Origin of the sequence: uncultured Streptomyces sp. (assembly GCF_947488945.1) — a bacterium.
Lineage (GTDB): Bacteria > Actinomycetota > Actinomycetes > Streptomycetales > Streptomycetaceae > Streptomyces.
In genome coordinates, this window is the sequence record NZ_CANLBS010000013.1 from 161,434 (window position 1) to 178,114 (window position 16,681).

At 75.9% G+C, this 16,681-nt stretch carries 1 protein-coding gene (cut by a window edge); it reads right to left on the reverse strand.

Features of this window, described 5'->3' with window-relative positions; all coding sequences use genetic code 11:
• Positions 1-25 precede the first annotated feature (25 nt).
• Positions 26-16,681: the 3' end of a type I polyketide synthase gene (locus tag Q0994_RS21315; RefSeq protein WP_299537469.1), read on the reverse strand. It continues 25,467 nt past the right edge of the window; the window shows 16,656 of its 42,123 coding nt (coding positions 25,468-42,123); its start codon lies beyond the right edge, outside the window; it ends in the stop codon at positions 26-28.

Sequence of the window (16,681 nt, forward strand, 5' to 3'; positions counted from 1 at the left end):
GGGCTCCAAACGGGGTGGACACGGGTCACGCGTCCGGGTTCTCGAAGGCGGTCTGGATGAGGGAGTCGATGTCCATCAGGTCGATGTCGGTGTCGGTGTCGCCGCCGTCATCGCCGTCGGGTCCGGTTCCGGTTCCCGTTCCGGGGCCGGTGGCGTCCGTCGGGGGTGCGGGTGTGCCGTCGGCGGCGGTACCGGAGGCCGCGAGGGCCAGCAGTACGTCCAGGAGGCCGGCTTCCCTCAGCCGGTCCGGGGTCAGTGAGGCGAGCGCCCGGGTCACCGGGTCCTCCCCCGTCGCCTTCTCGGTCGGTGCGGGGGTCTCGGGGACGGCGGTGGTTCTGGCCGCCGCCTTGGCCGCCTCGGCGGCGATCTCCTCCGCCAGTTGGGCGGCCAGCGCGACGGGGGTCGCGTAGTCGAAGATCATCGCGGTGGGCAGGTCGAGGCCGGTGTGCGCGGCGATCCGGGTGCGTATCTCGACCGCGGTCAGGGAGTCGAAGCCGAGGTCGGAGAAGCTGCCGCGGGCGGGGACGGTGTCGACGCCGGCGTGGCCGAGGACTTCGGCGGCCTGTGTGCGGACGAGGTCCAGCAGGGCGCGTTCCCGGCGGGCCGGGGGCAGGAGCGCGAGTCCTGCGGCGAACTCGGTGAGCCCTTCGCGCCGGGTCTCCTCCCGCGGGTCCGTCCCGTCGGAGGCGGACGGCGCGGCGAGCGCGACCAGCAGCGGGCTGGGCCGGGTGGCCGTGAACGCGGGGACGAAGCGCTGCCAGTCGATGTCGGCGACGGTGGCGCAGGTGAGGTCCGCGTCGACGGTGTCGGCCAGCGCGCGCACCGCGTGCTCGGGGTCCATGGCGCCCAGTCCACGGCGTGCGAGGAACCCGTCGGGGCCGCGGTCCGCGGCGGCCATGCCCTCGCCGTCCCAGCGGCCCCAGGCGACGGAGGTCGCCGTGCGTCCCTCGGCCCGGCGCTTGTGCGCCAGCGCGTCCAGGTGGGCGTTGGCCGCCGCGTAACCGCCCTGGCCGCCACTCCCCCAGACTCCGGCGACGGACGAGAACAGCACGAACAGCTCGGCGTCGGGGACCAGTTCGTCCAAATGCCGCGCTCCCTCCACCTTCGCCTTGATCTCTTCGGCGAAGGTACCGGAGTCGAGGTCGTCGATCGAGGTGAATGTGGCGATGCCCGCGGCGTGCACCACGGCGGTGGGGCGGTACGCGGCGACGACCTCGGCCAGCGCGTCCCGGTCGGCGACGTCGCACGCCACCACCACCGCCTTCGCCCCCGACTCCGCCAACTCCGCCACCAACTCCGACGCACCCGGCGCAGCCGGACCCGAACGACTCGTCAGCACCACCTCACGCGCCCCCCGCTCCACCACCCAACGCGCCACATGCCCACCCAACGCACCCGTACCACCCGTCACCAGCACCGGACCACCCAGCGCGCGCCCCACCGGCGAACCCACCGATGAACCCACCGGCAACGGAGCCCGCACCAGACGACGCGCCAGCACCCGCCCGCCCCGCAGGGCGACCTGGTCCTCGGGGCCGCCGAGGACGGCGGCCACCAGGGCTGTCGTACGGTCGTCCGCGTCGGCCGGCAGGTCGACGAGTCCGCCCCAGCGGTCGGGGTGTTCCAGTGCCGCGACCCGGCCCAGCCCCCATATCTGCGCCTGGTCGGGGCGGATCTGGGCACCGTCGGAGCCGGTGGCGGACACCGCACCCCGCGTCAGGCACCACAGGGGCGCCCCGAGGCCGGCACGGACGGCGTCCAGCACGGTCCCGGCGTCGTGGGAGAGCAGCAGGACCCCGTCGGCCGGTCCCGCTCCGGGCAGGTCGGCGGGGAGGCACTCGACGGTTTCGACTCCGGCCGACCGCAGGGCGGCGACCACGGCGGGCAGGGCGTCGCCGGGCTCCGCCGCGACGAGCCAGCGCCCGCCGGCCGGACGTCCGGCGGTGACCGGCTGCCAGTCGACGGCGTACCGCCAGGCACCGGTCGTCGCACGCTGCCGACGGTCGCGGCGCCACGCGGAGAGGGCGGGGAGCACGTCCGAGAGGCCGGCCCCGGCGTCGAGGCCGAGGGTGGTGAGGTCTCCGGACTCGACGGCCGTCCAGAACTCGGCGTCGGCCGGGTCGGCGGCGGTTTCGGCCGGGCGTGGCTCGGGCCAGTAGCGGGTGCGGTCGAAGGCGTACGTCGGCAGTGCGGGCCGGGGGCCTTCGCCGGTCGTCCGGAGCCAGTCGACGCGGGTGCCGCGGGTGTGCGCGGCGGCCACCGCGGTGAGCAGCGTCGTCGGTTCGTCGCGGCCGGGACGCAGGGCGGGGACGACGGCGGCGTCCTCGTCCAGCCGGTCCCGGACCAGAGCGGTAAGGGTGCCGTCGGGGCCGAGTTCGACGCAGGCGGTGATGCCGCGTTCCCGCAGGGCGGTGACGGCGTCGGCGAAGCGGACGGGTTCGCGGACCTGCCGCACCCAGTATTCCGGCGTCGCCGGGTCGCCGGGGGCGGTGGGGACGACGGTGAGCGTCGGACGGTGGTAGGTGACCCGCGCGGCGGCCTCGGCGAACGCCGGGAGCATCGGCTCCATGAGGCGGGAGTGGAAGGCGTGCTGGACGACGAGGCGCTTGACCTTGCGGCCCTCGGCGCGCCACCGCTCCTCGCACGCGGCGATCGCCTCCGCGCCGCCGGAGACCGTCAGCGCGGCCGGTCCGTTGACCGCGGCGAGGTCCACGCCCCGCGGCAGGGTGATCTCGTCCTCCGTGGCTTCGACGGCCAGCATCGCGCCGCCGGCGGGCAGCGCCTGCATGAGCCGGGCGCGGGCCGACACGAGGGCGCAGGCGTCGTCGAGGGAGAAGATCCCTGCGACGTGGGCGGCGGCCAGTTCACCGATCGAGTGGCCGACGACGGTGTCGGGCCGGACCCCCCACGACTCGAGGAGCCGGAACAGGGCCACCTGGAGGGCGAACAGGGCGGGCTGGGCGTGTTCGGTGCGGGTGAGGGCGTCGTCGTCGCCGAACACCACGTCGCGCAGCGGGCGGTCCCGGGCGGGGTCGACCCGTTCGCAGACCGCGTCGAACGCCTCGGCGAAGACCGGGTAGGTCGCGTACAGGGTCCGGCCCATGCCCGCGCGTTGCGAGCCCTGGCCGGTGAACAGGTAGGCGGTCGCGCCGGGTCCGGCGATGGAGGCCGGGGCGCCCGGCGCTCCGTCGGCCAGCGCGCGCAGTCCGGCGAGGAGGGTGTCGCGGTCGGTGCCGACGACGGCGGCCCGGTGGGTGAGGTGGGCGCGGCCGGCGGCCAGGGTGCGGGCGATGTCGGTGGCCGGCAGGGCGGGGTGGGCGGTGGCGAAGGCCAGCAGCCGTCCGGCTTGTCCGCGCAGCGCGGCGGCGGAGCCCGCGGAGACCGGCCAGGCGACGGGTGCCTTCTCCCGGGGGTCCGCTTCCGTGCCCGGAGCGTCCGGAGCGTCCGCCGCGGTGGGGCGGGTGGCCCGGACCGGGGGCTCTTCGAGGACGATGTGGGCGTTGGTGCCGCTGATCCCGAAGGAGGAGACACCGGCCCGCCGGGGGTGGCCGGTCTCGGGCCACGGCACCGGTTCGGTCACCAGCTCGACGGCTCCGGCACTCCAGTCGACGTGCGGGGTGGGCGCGTCGACGTGGAGGGTGCGGGGCAGCGTCCCGTGGCGCATCGCCTCGACCATCTTGATCACGCCCGCGACACCGGACGCGGACTGCGCGTGACCGATGTTGGACTTCAACGACCCCAGCAACAGGGGGCGTTCGCGGTCCTGACCGTAGGTGGCGAGCAGCGCCTGCGCCTCGATCGGGTCACCGAGGCGGGTGCCGGTGCCGTGTGCCTCGACGGCGTCCACCTCCGACGGGCGCAGCCCGGCCGCGTCCAGCGCGGCGCGGATCACCCGCTGCTGGGAGGGGCCGTTCGGCGCCGTCAGACCGTTGGACGCGCCGTCCTGGTTGACGGCGGAGCCGCGTACCACCGCCAGGACCGGGTGGCCGTGGGCGAGCGCGTCGGAGAGCCGCTCGACGAGCAGCATGCCGACGCCCTCGGACCAGCCGGTGCCGTCGGCGGAGGCCGCGAAGGACTTGCAGCGGCCGTCGGTGGCGAGGCCGTTCTGCTTGCTGAACCCGACGAAGACGTCGGGGGTGGCCATCACGGTGACACCGCCCGCGAGCGCCATGGTGCACTCGCCGTTGCGCAGCGCCTGGGCGGCGAGGTGCAGGGCGACCAGCGAGGCTGAGCACGCGGTGTCGACGGTGACCGCGGGACCCTCCAGTCCGAAGGTGTAGGCCAGCCGTCCCGAGGCGACGCTCCCGGCGCTGCCGGTGAGGAAGTGTCCTTCGGTGTCCTCGGGCATCCGCATGCCGACGCCGTATCCGGAGGACATCGCACCGACGAACACGCCGGTGCGGCTGCCCCGCAGGGTGCCGGGGTCGAGGCCGGCCCGTTCGAACGTCTCCCAGGAGGTCTCCAGCAGCAGGCGCTGCTGCGGGTCCATCGCCATCGCCTCGCGGGGCGAGATGGAGAACAGGGCGGTGTCGAAGTCCCCGGCCCCGTCGAGGAAGGCGCCGACCCGGGCGTACGTGGTGCCGGTGCGGCTTTCCGCGTCGAAAAGGGCGTCGAGGTTCCAGCCCCGGTCGGCGGGGAACGGCCCCAGCACGTCGGTCTCCTCCGTGACCAGCCGCCACAGGTCCTCCGGCGAGGCGACCCCGCCGGGGTAGCGGCAGGCCATGGCGACTATCGCGATCGGCTCGTCGGTGCGGGCGTCCGCGCCGGTGCGCGCCGGGGCCGGCGCGTCGGGTGCGCCGAGCAGTTCGGTGCGCAGGTGCGCGGCGAGCGCGCTCTGGCTGGGGTGGTCGAAGACCACGGTGGCGGGAAGCCGCAGGCCGGTCGCGGCGGTCAGCCGGTTCCGCAGTTCCACCGAGGTCAGCGAGTCGAACCCGAGGTCGCGGAAGGCGCGGTCGGGGTCGACCGCGTCGGCGGAGGAGTGGCCGAGTACCACGGCCACCTCGGCGCGGACCAGGTCGAGCAGCATGCGGTCGGGGTCGGCCGCGGTGGCGAGCCGGGTGACGAACTGGTCGCCGCCGGCACCGCCGTCCGCCCGGCGCAGCCCGGCCGGACGGCGCACCAGACCGCGCAGCAGAGGCGGGACGTCACCGGCCCGCCGCAGCCGGCCGAGGTCGAGCCCGGCCGCGACGAGGTGGCTGCGGCCGGAGGCGAGGGCGGCGTCGAACGCCGCGAGTCCCTGCTCGGTGGTGAGCGGGTCACCGTGGCGGCTGACCCGTGCGAGGCCGGCGGTGTCGAGATGGCCGGTCATGCCGCTGGCCTGCTCCCACAGGCCCCAGGCGACGGAGACCGCGGGCAGCCCGCGGGCGGCCCGGTGCTGTGCGAGTCCGTCGAGCACGGCGTTGGCCGCCGCGTAGTTGGTCTGTCCGGGCGAGCCGAGAGTGGCGGCCATCGAGGAGTAGAGGACGAACAGCGCGAGGTCCTGGCCCTCGGTCAGCTCGTGCAGGTGCAGGGCGCCGTCCGCCTTCACCCGGAGCACGGTGGCCAGGCGCTCCGCTGTCTGGGACTCCACGAGGCCGTCGTCCAGCACGCCTGCGGCGTGCACGACCCCGGTCAGGGGGTGCTCGGCGGGTACGGCGGCCAGCACCGCGGCGAGCGCGGCGCGGTCGGCGACGTCACAGGCGACGACGGTGGCGGAGGCGCCGAGCGCGGCGAGTTCCTCGGTCAGTCCGGCGGCACCCGGAGCCGCGGCGCCGTTGCGGCTGGTGAGGACGAGGTGGCGGACGCCGTGCGCGACGACCAGGTGCCGGGCGAGCAGGGCGCCGAGGGTGCCGGTGCCGCCGGTGACGAGGACCGTGCCCTCGGGGTCCGGGCGGCGGGCCGGAGCCGCCGTCAGGGGCGCGTGGCCGTCGTCGGGGCGCACCCGGGCGAGGGCGGGCACGTGCACCCGGCCGTCGCGTACCGCGGTCTGCGGTTCGCCGGACGCCAGGACGGCGCCGAGCACATCCGCCGGGAGGGTGCCGGCGGCCGTCCCGCTCACCACCGTGCCGACCGCTCCGGTGCCGGCGGCCTCCCTCTCGATCGCTTCGGTGGCGACGCTGTGGGTCGCTTCCGTGTCGATGAGGACGAAGCGGTCGGGGTGTTCGCTCTGGACGGCGCGGATCATCCCCCAGGCCGCCGCGGTCAGCGGCTCGGTGATGTCGTCGTCCGGGGTGACGGCGACGGCTCCGCGGGTGTGGACGACGAGGACGGACGAGGCGGTGCGCGCGTCCGCCAGCCAGGTCCGTACGCCCTCCAGCAGGGCGTCGGGCCGGACCGGGGCCTCCCACAGCGCGACGGACGGCACCGCGTCGGGGCCGGAGAGCGCGGTCACCGGGTCCAGTTCCGGCACTGGACCGGGGGCGGCGGCCCCGGCAGGTCCGAGGTCGTCGCCGAGCGGTGTCCACACCACTTCGAACAGGGCGTCCGTGCCGGCCGGGGACCGGTCGGTCATCGGGCGGACGGTGAGGGAGTCGACGGAGACGACGGTCAGACCGGTGGCGTCGAACGCGGCCAGGGTCGTCGCGTCCTCGCCGGCGGGGGTCAGCCGCACCCGGAGCGCGGTGGCGCCCGCGGCGTGCAGGGTGGCGCCGGACCAGGCGAACGGCAGCCGCACCTCGGGCGATCCCGCCCACGGTCCGGCGGCGGTGGCCGCCTGGACCGCCGCGTCGAGCAGGGCGGGGTGGACGCCGTAGGCGTCGGCGTCGCCCGGGTCGGGCAGCGCCACGTCGGCGTAGACCGTGTCGCCCGATTCCCACACTCTCAGCAGGCCCTGGAAGGCGGGGCCGTAGCCCAGGCCGACGCGGTCGAGTTCCGCGTAGTGCGTGCCGAGGTCGACGGGGGTGGCACCCGGCGGCGGCCACGCCTCGGGCAGGGGCTGTGGTGCGTCGCCCGCGGTGGAGGCGAACGCGCCGACCGCGTGGCGCGTCCACGGGCCGTCGGGGTCGGACTCGGGCCGGGCGTAGAGGGCGACGTTCCGGGCGCCCTCGGCTCCCCCGACGACGACCTGGAGCAGTACCCCGCCCCGCTCGGGCACGGTCAGCGGTGCGGCGAGGGTCAGCTCGTCGAGCCGGTGCAGCCCGGCGATCCGGCCCGCGTGCAGGGCCAGTTCCACCTGTGCGGCGCCTGGTACGAAGACGGTGCCGCGTACCCGGTGATCGGCCAGCCAGGGGTGGGTCGACAGGGACAGCCGGCCGGTGAGCAGCACACCGTCGTCCGCCGCGGAGACGACGGCTGCGCCGAGCAGCGGGTGGTCGGCCGAGCCGAGGCCGGCGGCCGTCAGGTCGCCGGACCGGGCCTTGCCCTCCAGCCAGTAGCGCTCGCGCTGGAACGCGTAGGTGGGCAGGTCGACGCGGTGCCCGGTGCGGTCGTCCAGCACGGCGGGCCAGTCGATGTCCACGCCGTGGACATGGGCCTCGGCGAGCGCGGTGAGCCACCGCTGCCGCCCGCCCTCGTCGCGCCGCAGGGTGCCGAGGGCGGCGCCGTGGGCGCCCAGGTCGTCCATCGTCTCCTGGATGCCGACGGTCAGCACGGGGTGCGGTCCGGTCTCGATCAGCACCCGGTTCCCCGCCGCCAGCAGGGCGCGGGTGGCGTCCTCGAAGCGGACCGGGTTGCGGAGGTTGTCGTACCAGTACGTGGCGTCCAGGGCGGTCGCCGCGTCGAGACGCCCGCCGGTCACCGAGGAATAGAACGGGACCACCGGCGCGGTCGGCCGTACCGGGGCGAGGTCGGCGAGCAACTGCTCCCGCAGGCCCTCGACGTGCGCCGAGTGCGAGGCGTAGTCCACCGGGACCCGACGGGCACGTATCCCGTTCTCCGCGCAGTGCGCCACGATATCGGCGATGGCGTCCGCGTCACCCGACACCACCGTCGAGCCAGGTCCGTTGACCGCCGCGACCGACAACCCCGGCCACCGCAGCACCAGTTCACGCGCCTCGGACGCGGGGACGGCCAGCGACGCCATCCCACCCCGGCCCGCCAGCTCACGCGCGATCAGCCCCGACCGCAGCGCCACCACCCGCGCACCGTCCTCCAGAGCCAGCGCACCGGCCACCACCGCAGCCGCGATCTCACCCTGCGAGTGGCCCACCACCGCCACCGGGACCACACCCACCGAACGCCACAGCTCCGCCAGCGACACCATCACCGCCCACAGAACCGGCTGCACCACCTCCACCCGCTCCAGCTCAACGCCGTCACCACGCACCACATCCAGCAACGCGAAGTCGGTGAACGGGGCCAACGCCGCCGCGCACTCCGCCATGCGCGCCGCGAACACCGGCTCGGCGTCCAGAAGTCCGGCGGCCATACCTGCCCACTGCGCCCCCTGGCCCGGGAACACGAACACCGCGCCACCACGACCCGCACCACCGGAGGCTGTGATCACCTCCGGCGTCCCCCGGCCGTCGGCCAGTGCCGACAGGCCGTCGCGGAAGCCGTCCAGGTCGGCGGCGAGCACCACCGCACGGTGCTCCAGCACCGCACGTGAGGTCGCCAGCGACAGCCCGACGTCGCTCGGGGACGTCACCTCGCCGAGGTGCGCCAGCAGGCGGGCGGCCTGGTCGCGCAGGGCCCGTCCGGTGCGCGCCGACAGCACCCAGGGCAGCACGCCGCCCGGCTCGGACGCGGTCTCCTCGGGCTGCTCGGGCTCGGCCGGCCGGTACTCCTCGATCACCACGTGCGCGTTGGTGCCGGACACGCCGAACGACGAGATGCCGGCCCGCCTCGGCCGGTCGACGGCGGGCCAGGGGCGGGACGCGTCCAGCAGGCGCACCTCGCCCGCGGACCAGTCGACCTGCGGGGTCGGCTCGGAGACGTGCAGGGTGCGCGGCAGCACGCCGTGGCGCAGCGCGCCCACCATCTTGATCACGCCCGCCACACCGGCCGCCGCCTGGGCGTGGCCGATGTTCGACTTCAACGAGCCGAGCCACAGCGGTTCTTCACGGTCCTGCCCGTAGGTGGCGAGCAGCGCCTGCGCCTCGATCGGGTCGCCGAGCCTGGTGCCGGTGCCGTGCGCCTCCACCGCGTCCACGTCCGCCGGTTCCAGTCCGGCGGCGGCCAGCGCGGTGCGGATGACCCGTTGCTGCGAGGGGCCGTTCGGGGCCGTCAGGCCGTTGGACGCGCCGTCCTGGTTGACCGCGCTGCCCCGCACCACGGCGAGTACCTCGTGCCCGTGGGCCAGCGCGTCGGAGAGGCGTTCCACCACCAGCATCCCGACGCCCTCGGACCAGCCGGTGCCGTCCGCGTCGGCGGAGAACGACCGGCAGCGGCCGTCGACCGACAGGCCCTTCTGCCGGCTGAAGCCGGTGATGACGTCGGGGGTGCCCATGACGGTGACGCCGCCGGCCAGCGCGAGGTCGCACTCGCCGTTGCGCAGCGACTGTGCCGCCAGGTGGAGCGCGACCAGCGACGAGGAGCACGCGGTGTCGATGGTCATCGTCGGGCCTTCCAGCCCGAAGGTGTAGGCGATGCGGCCGGAGGCGACGCTGCTGGACGCCCCGGTCAGGGAGTGCGCCTCGGCGTCCTCGGGGAGGTCGACGCCGATGCCGTAGCCCGACCACATGAGGCCGACGAACACACCGGTCGCCTTGGAGCGCTGGGTGCCGGGGTCGATGCCGGCCCGTTCGAACGCCTCCCAGGAGGCTTCCAGCAGCAGCCGCTGCTGCGGGTCCATCGCCAGCGCCTCGCGCGGCGAGATGCCGAAGAAGTCGGCGTCGAACTCCCCGGCGCCGTCGAGGAAGGCGCCGTGCCGGGTGTAGGTGGTGCCGGGGCGCTCGCCCTCGGGGTCGTAGAGGTGGTCGAGGTCCCAGCCTCGGTCGGCGGGGAACGGGCCGATCACGTCGGTCTCGTCCATGACCAGGTGCCACAGGTCCTCCGGGGAGGACACCCCGCCGGGGAACCGGCAGGACATGGCGACGATGGCGATCGGGTCGTCCGCCGGGTCGACGACCGGGCCCCGTCGGGCCCGTGTCGCGGCGGGGGCGTCGCCCAGCAGTTCGGTACGCAGGAACCCGGCCAGCACGGACGGGTTCGGGTGGTCGAAGACCAGGGTGGCGGGCAGCCGGAGGCCGGTGGCGGCGGCCAGCCGGTTGCGCAGTTCGACGGACATCAGGGAGTCGAAGCCGAGCTCCCGGAACGCGTGGTCGGGGGCGACCTCGTCGCCGGACGCGTGCGCCAGGACGACGGCGACCTCGTTGCGCACCAGGTCGAGCAGGATCCGCTCGGGCTCGGCGGCGGTGGCGAGCACGCCCGCCAGGGTGCCGGACGCGCCCGCCCCGGCCGTCCCGGCCCTGCGGAGCTGCGCCGGGACCTTCACCAGGCCGCGGAAGAGGGGCGGTACGTCGCCGGTCCGCCGGGCGCGGTCGAGGTCCAGCCGGCTGGGCACCAGGTGCGGGCGGCCGGAGGCGAGCGCGGCGTCGAAGAGGGCCAGCCCGTCCTCGTCGGAGAGTGCGTCCCCGAGGCGTCCGACACGGGCGAGGTCGGTGGCGCCGAGGTGGCCGGTCAGGCCGCTGGTCCGGGACCACAGGCCCCAGCCGAGCGACACGGCGGGCAGGCCGCGTCCGGCCCGGTGGTGGGCGAGGGCGTCGAGCACGGCGTTGGCCGCCGCGTAGGTGGACTGGCCCGCCGAGCCGAAGGTGGCGGCGGCCGAGGAGTAGAGGACGAACATCGCCAGATCGAGTCCGGCGGTCAGCTCGTGCAGGTGCAGGGCCGCTTCGGCCTTCGGGCGCAGGACCGCCGCCAGCCGGCCGGGGGTCTGGGATTCCAGTACCCCGTCGTCGACGGCGCCCGCCGCGTGGACCACGCCGGTCAGCGGGTGGTCCGCCGGGATCTCCGCGAGGAGCGCGGCGAGTGCGGTGCGGTCGGCCGCGTCGCAGGCCACCACCCGTGCCGACGCGCCGAGTTCGCCCAGTTCGGCGACGAGTTCGGACGCACCGGGGGCTTCGGGGCCGCTGCGGCTGGTGAGGATCAGCCGGCGCACCCCGTGCGTGGTCACCAGGTGCCGGGCGAGCAGGGCGCCCAGGGCGCCCGTGCCGCCGGTGATCAGGACCGTGCCCTCGGGGTCCGGCCCGGTCGGTGCGGCGTCCGCGCCGGAGCCGGGGGTGACTCTGGCCAGTCTCGGCAGCAGCGTCCCGCCGTCGCGCAGGGCGAGTTGCGGTTCGCCGGCGGCCACGGCCCGCGCAAGGGCCTCCACGAGCGCGTCCGGCACCGGTCCGTCGCCGTCGAGGGCCGTCCCGGCGTCCGTGTCCAGCAGCAGGAAGCGGTCCGGGTGCTCCGCCTGGGCGGCCCGCACCAGGCCCCAGGCCGCCGCGGCCCACGGGTCGGCGACCTCGTCGCCGGGGGCGGCGGCGACCGCGTCGCCGGTGCACACCACGAGGCGGGTCGCGGCCGTGCGGTCCTCGGCCAGCCAGGCCCGCAGCCCCGCCAGTACGGCCGCGGGGTCGGCGGGGGCCCGCCACAGGGCCAGGTCGGGCGCGTCGGCCCAGCCGGCCGGCCCGGTGGCCGGGTCGTCCACGGGGACGCACACCGGCGTCCCGGCGTCCGCGCCCGCCCCTTCGGCGGGCTTCGACCACACCACTTCGAACAGGGCGTCCGTCCCCGGACCCGCCGTCGGCGCCGGCGCGCCGGACAGCTCGCGCAGCACCAGTGACCGGGCCGTCAGCACGGGGAGACCGGTCTCGTCGAAGGCGTCGAGCGTCACGGCGTCCACGCCGGCCGGGGCCAGCCGGACGCGCAGTACCGGTGCGCCCACCGCGTGCAGCGTCGCGTCGGACCAGGCGAACGGCAGCCGTACCGTGAGCGGGGCGTTCGCCGCCCCTGCGGTGGCTCCGAGCGCGTGCAACGCGGCGTCCAGCAGGGCGGGGTGCACGCCGAACGCGCCGGCCTCGCGGCGGTCCGGCAGGGCGACCTCCGCCCAGAGCACGTCGCCCGTCCGCCAGAGCTCCCGCAGGCCGCGGAACGCGGGCCCGTACGCGAGACCCGCCGCGGCCAGCGCGTCGTAGTGGCCTGCCAGGTCGACCGCCACGCCGTCCGCGGGCGGCCAGGTCACCGGGTCGCCGGACGGGGCCGCCGCACCGCCGGGGGCGACCGGGGCGAGCACGCCGGCCGCGTGGCGCGTCCAGGGCCCGTCCTCGTCGTCCTCCGCGCGGCCGAAGACGACGACGTCCCGCTCTCCCGTGCGCCCGTCGGCGCCGCCGGAGACGACGACCTGGAGGCGTACGGCTCCCCGGTCGGGCAGGACCAGCGGTTCGTGGAGGGTCAGTTCACGCACCTGCGCGCCGCCCGCCAGGGTGCCCGCGTGCAGGGCCAGTTCGAGCAGGGCCGTGCCGGGGACGATGACGGTTCCGCGGACCCTGTGGTCCGCCAGCCACGGGTAGGAGGAGACCGAGAGGCGGCCGGTGAGCACCAGGCCGTCGTCGGTGGCGGAGGCGACGGCCGCGCCGAGCATCGGGTGGCCGGCGCCGGAGAGCCCGGCCTCGGTCACGTCGCCGGATCCGGGCTCGGCCAGCACCCAGTACCGCTCGTGCTGGAAGGCGTACGTGGGCAGGTCGGCGCCGCCCGCGGCGGGCAGGCCGGGCCAGCCGACGGTGGCGCCGGAGACGTGGAGTCCGGCGAGGGCGCGCAGGAAGGTCTCCGCCTCGTCACGGTCGGACCGGAGGGCGGGCACGAACACGGCGTCGTCGACGAGTTGCTGCGCCAGGGCCGACAGGACGCCGTCGGGGCCGAGTTCGACGTACCGGCGGACGCCGTCCATGCGGCTCATAGCGTCGGCGAACATCACGGGCCGGCGGGCCTGCCGCACCCAGTAGGCGTGTCCGTCGACCGGGCCCGGTCCGGTGGTGACGATCGGGATCGCCGGTTCGTGGTGGGTGAGGGTCGCGGCGACCGCCCCGAACTCCTCCAGGATCGGGTCCATGTGGTGGGAGTGGGCGGCATGCGAGACGATCAGCCGCTTGACGCGCCGGCCGCGCGCCCGCCACCCGCTCTCCAGTGCGGTGATCGCGTCCTCGTCGCCGGAGACCGTCACCGACGTGGGGCCGTTCACGGCCGCCAGGTCGACGCCGTCGGGCAGCGGCAGGATCTCGGCCTCCGACGCCTCGACCGCGAGCATGGACCCGCTCTCGGGCAGGGCCTGCATGAGCCGGGCGCGTGCCGACAGCAGCCGGCAGGCGTCGTCCAGGGACAGGACGCCCGCGATGTGCGCGGCGGCGAGTTCGCCGGTCGAGTGGCCGAGCACGACGTCCGGGTGGACGTCCATGGACTGCAGTAGCCGGGTCAGGGAGACCTGTACGGCGAACATGCCGGCGATGGCGTAGCCGATCCGGGTCATCTCGTCGCCGTCGCCGAACACGATGTCCGCGAGCGGCAGACCGACGTCGACGCGGGCGGCGACCGCGTCGAAGGCCTCCGCGAACGCCGGGTGGGCGGCGTACAGGGCGCGGCCCATGCCGGCGTACTGCGAGCCCTGGCCGGTGAACAGGAACGCCGTACGTCCGCCGGTCGCGGTGCCCCGTACGACGGAGGTGGCGGACGCGCCGGTGGCGAGGGCCTCCAGGCCGGGCAGCAGGCCGTCCGCGGAGTCGGACGGGCGGCCGAGGACGACGGCCCGGTGTTCGAGCGCGGCCCGGCCGGTGGCGAGGGTGCGGGCGACGTCCTGCGGTCGCACGTCCGGGTGGGCGGCGACGAAGTCGCGCAGCCGTGCCGCCTGCGCCCGCAGGCCGTCGGCGGTGCGGGCGGACACCGTCCAGGGCAGCGCGCCGCCGGTCCCCGTGCCGTCGTCGTCGCGGCGGGCGGGGACGGCGGGTTCCGGGGCCTGTTCCAGGATGACGTGGGCGTTGGTGCCGCTGATGCCGAACGACGAGACGCCGACCCGGCGCGGCCGTCCGGTGCGGGGCCAGGCGCGGTTGTCGGTGAGCAGGTCCACCGCGCCGGCGTCCCAGTCGACCTGCGGGTTGCGCTCGTCCGCGTGCAGGGTGCGGGGCAGCACGCCGTGGCGCAGCGCCTGGACCATCTTGATGACGCCCGCGACGCCGGCGGTGCACTGGGTGTGCCCGATGTTCGACTTGACCGACCCGAGCCAGAGCGGCTCGTCCCGGTCCTGGCCGTAGGCGGCCAGCAGGGCGTGCGCCTCGATGGGATCGCCGAGCCGGGTGCCGGTGCCGTGCGCCTCCACGGCGTCGACCTCGGACGGCTCGACGCCGGCGGCGGCCAGGGCGGCGCGGATGACACGCTGCTGGGCGGGGCCGCTGGGGGCGGTGAGGCCGTTGGACGCGCCGTCCTGGTTGATGGCGGAGCCGCGCAGCACGGCCAGGACGCGGCGCCCGTTGCGGCGGGCGTCGGAGAGCCGTTCGACGACGAGCATGCCGACGCCCTCGGACCAGCCGGTGCCGTCGGCGTCGGCGGAGAACGACTTGCACCGGCCGTCGGCCGACAGGCCCTTCTGCCGGCTGAACTCGGTGAACACGTCGGGGGTTCCCATGACGGACACCCCGCCGGCGAGGGCGAGTTCGCACTCCCCGTTGCGCAGCGCCTGGACGGCCCAGTGCAGCGCGACCAGGGAGGACGAGCAGGCGGTGTCGACGGTGACGGCGGGCCCTTCGAGCCCGAAGGTGTAGGAGATGCGGCCGGAGGTGACGCTGGTGGAGCTGCCGGTCAGGAAGTGCCCCTCGACGTCCTCGGGCAGGCGTACGCCGATGCCGTAGCCGGAGGAGGTGGCGCCGACGAAGACGCCCGCCTGGGTGCCCCGGAGCGCCCCGGGGTCCATGCCGGCCCGTTCGAACGCCTCCCACGACGCCTCCAGCAGGAGGCGCTGCTGCGGGTCCATCGCCAGAGCCTCGCGCGGCGAGATCCCGAACAGGCCCGCGTCGAACGCGCCCACGTCGTCGAGGAATCCGCCGTGCCGGGTGTAGGTGGTGCCGCGGCGGTCCGGGTCGGGGTCGAAGAGCGTGTCGAGGTTCCAGCCGCGGTCGTCGGGGAACGGTCCCACGGCGTCGACGCCGTCGACGACCAGCCGCCACAGGTCCTCGGGGGAGGTGACCCCGCCCGGGAAGCGGCAGGACATGCCGACGATCGCGATGGGTTCGTCGGTCCGCACGGTGGCCGCCGCGCGGCTGGTGGCCGTGTCGTCGTCGGGGCCGGACAGCTCGGTGAGCAGGTAGGCGGCCAGGGCGCTCGGGGTGGGGTGGTCGAACACCAGGGTCGCGGGGAGCCGCAGCCCGGTGACGACGGTCAGCCGGTTGCGCAGTTCGACCGAGGTCAGCGAGTCGAAGCCGATTTCGCGGAACGCCCGCTCGGCGTCGATGTCCCCGGTGGAGGAGTGGGCGAGGACGACGGCGGCTTCCTTGCGCACCACGTCCAGCAGCAGGCGGACCGGGTCCGCGGCGGCGGCGAGCCGGCGGGTCAGGTCGCCGTCGGTGGGCGCGCCGGACGCGCGGCGGCGGGGTGCGCGCACCAGGCCCCGCAGCAGCGGGGGCAGGGAGTCGGCGGCCCGGCGGAGCCGCGCGGCGTCCAGCGGGGCGGCCACCAGGTGCGGGCGGGCGGCGGAGAGCGCCGCGTCGAACAGTGCGAGGCCGTGCGTCGCCGTGAGCGGGTCGCCGAAGCGGGCCGCGCGGGCCAGGGCCGTCGCGTCGAGGTGGCCGCTGATGGCGCTCGCCTCGGCCCACAGGCCCCAGGCGAGGGAGAGCGCGGGCAGGCCGCGCCGCACCCGGTGGTGGGCGAGGCCGTCGAGCACGGCGTTGGCGGCGGCGTAGGTGGACTGGCCCGCGGAGCCGAGGGTGGCGGCGACCGAGGAGTACAGCACGAACACGGCGAGGTCGAGGCCCGCCGTCAGCTCGTGCAGGTGCAGCGCGGCGTCCGTCTTGGGCCGCAGGACGGCGGCGAGCCGCTCGGGGGTCTGCGTCTCGATCATGCCGTCGTCCGTGATCCCCGCGGCGTGGATCACGCCGGTCAGCGGGTGCGCGGCCGGGATGCCGGCGAACAGGGCGGCGACGGCGTCGCGGTCCGCCATGTCGCAGGCCACCACCCGCACCGACGCGCCCGCCGCCTCCAGTTCGGCGACCAGGGCCGACGCACCGGGCGCCTCCGGGCCGCCGCGGCTGGTCAGCACCAGGTGGCGCACGGAGTGCGCCTCCACCAGGTGGCGGGCGAGCAGCGCTCCCAGCGCACCCGTGCCGCCGGTGACGAGGACGGTGCCGCCGGGCTGGAAGGCCCGCTGCAGCACGAGGACGTTCTTGCCGATGTGGCTGCCCGAGCCGACGTGCCGCAGCGCCGCCCCCGCCTCGCCCATGTCCCACGCCCGCACCGGGGCGGGCACGAGGGCGCCCGCCGCGAACAGGTCCAGCAGTTCGCGCAGCATCTCCTGGATCCGGTCGAGTCCGGCGTCCCACAGGTCGAACGCGTGGTAGACCCGCTCTCCGAAGGCTTCCGGTTCGCGGAGGTCGGCCTTGCCCATCTCGACGAACCGGCCGCCCGGTGCCAGCAGTCGCGCCGAGGCGTCGACGTACTCCCCCGTCAGCGCGTTGAGTACGACGTCGACCCCGCGCCCGCCGGTCCGCCCGCGGAACGTGTGCTCGAAGCCGAGGTCGCGGGACGAGGAGAGATGGTCGTCGTCCAGTCCGGTCGCGGCCCACTTGGACACCGACGCCGTGCC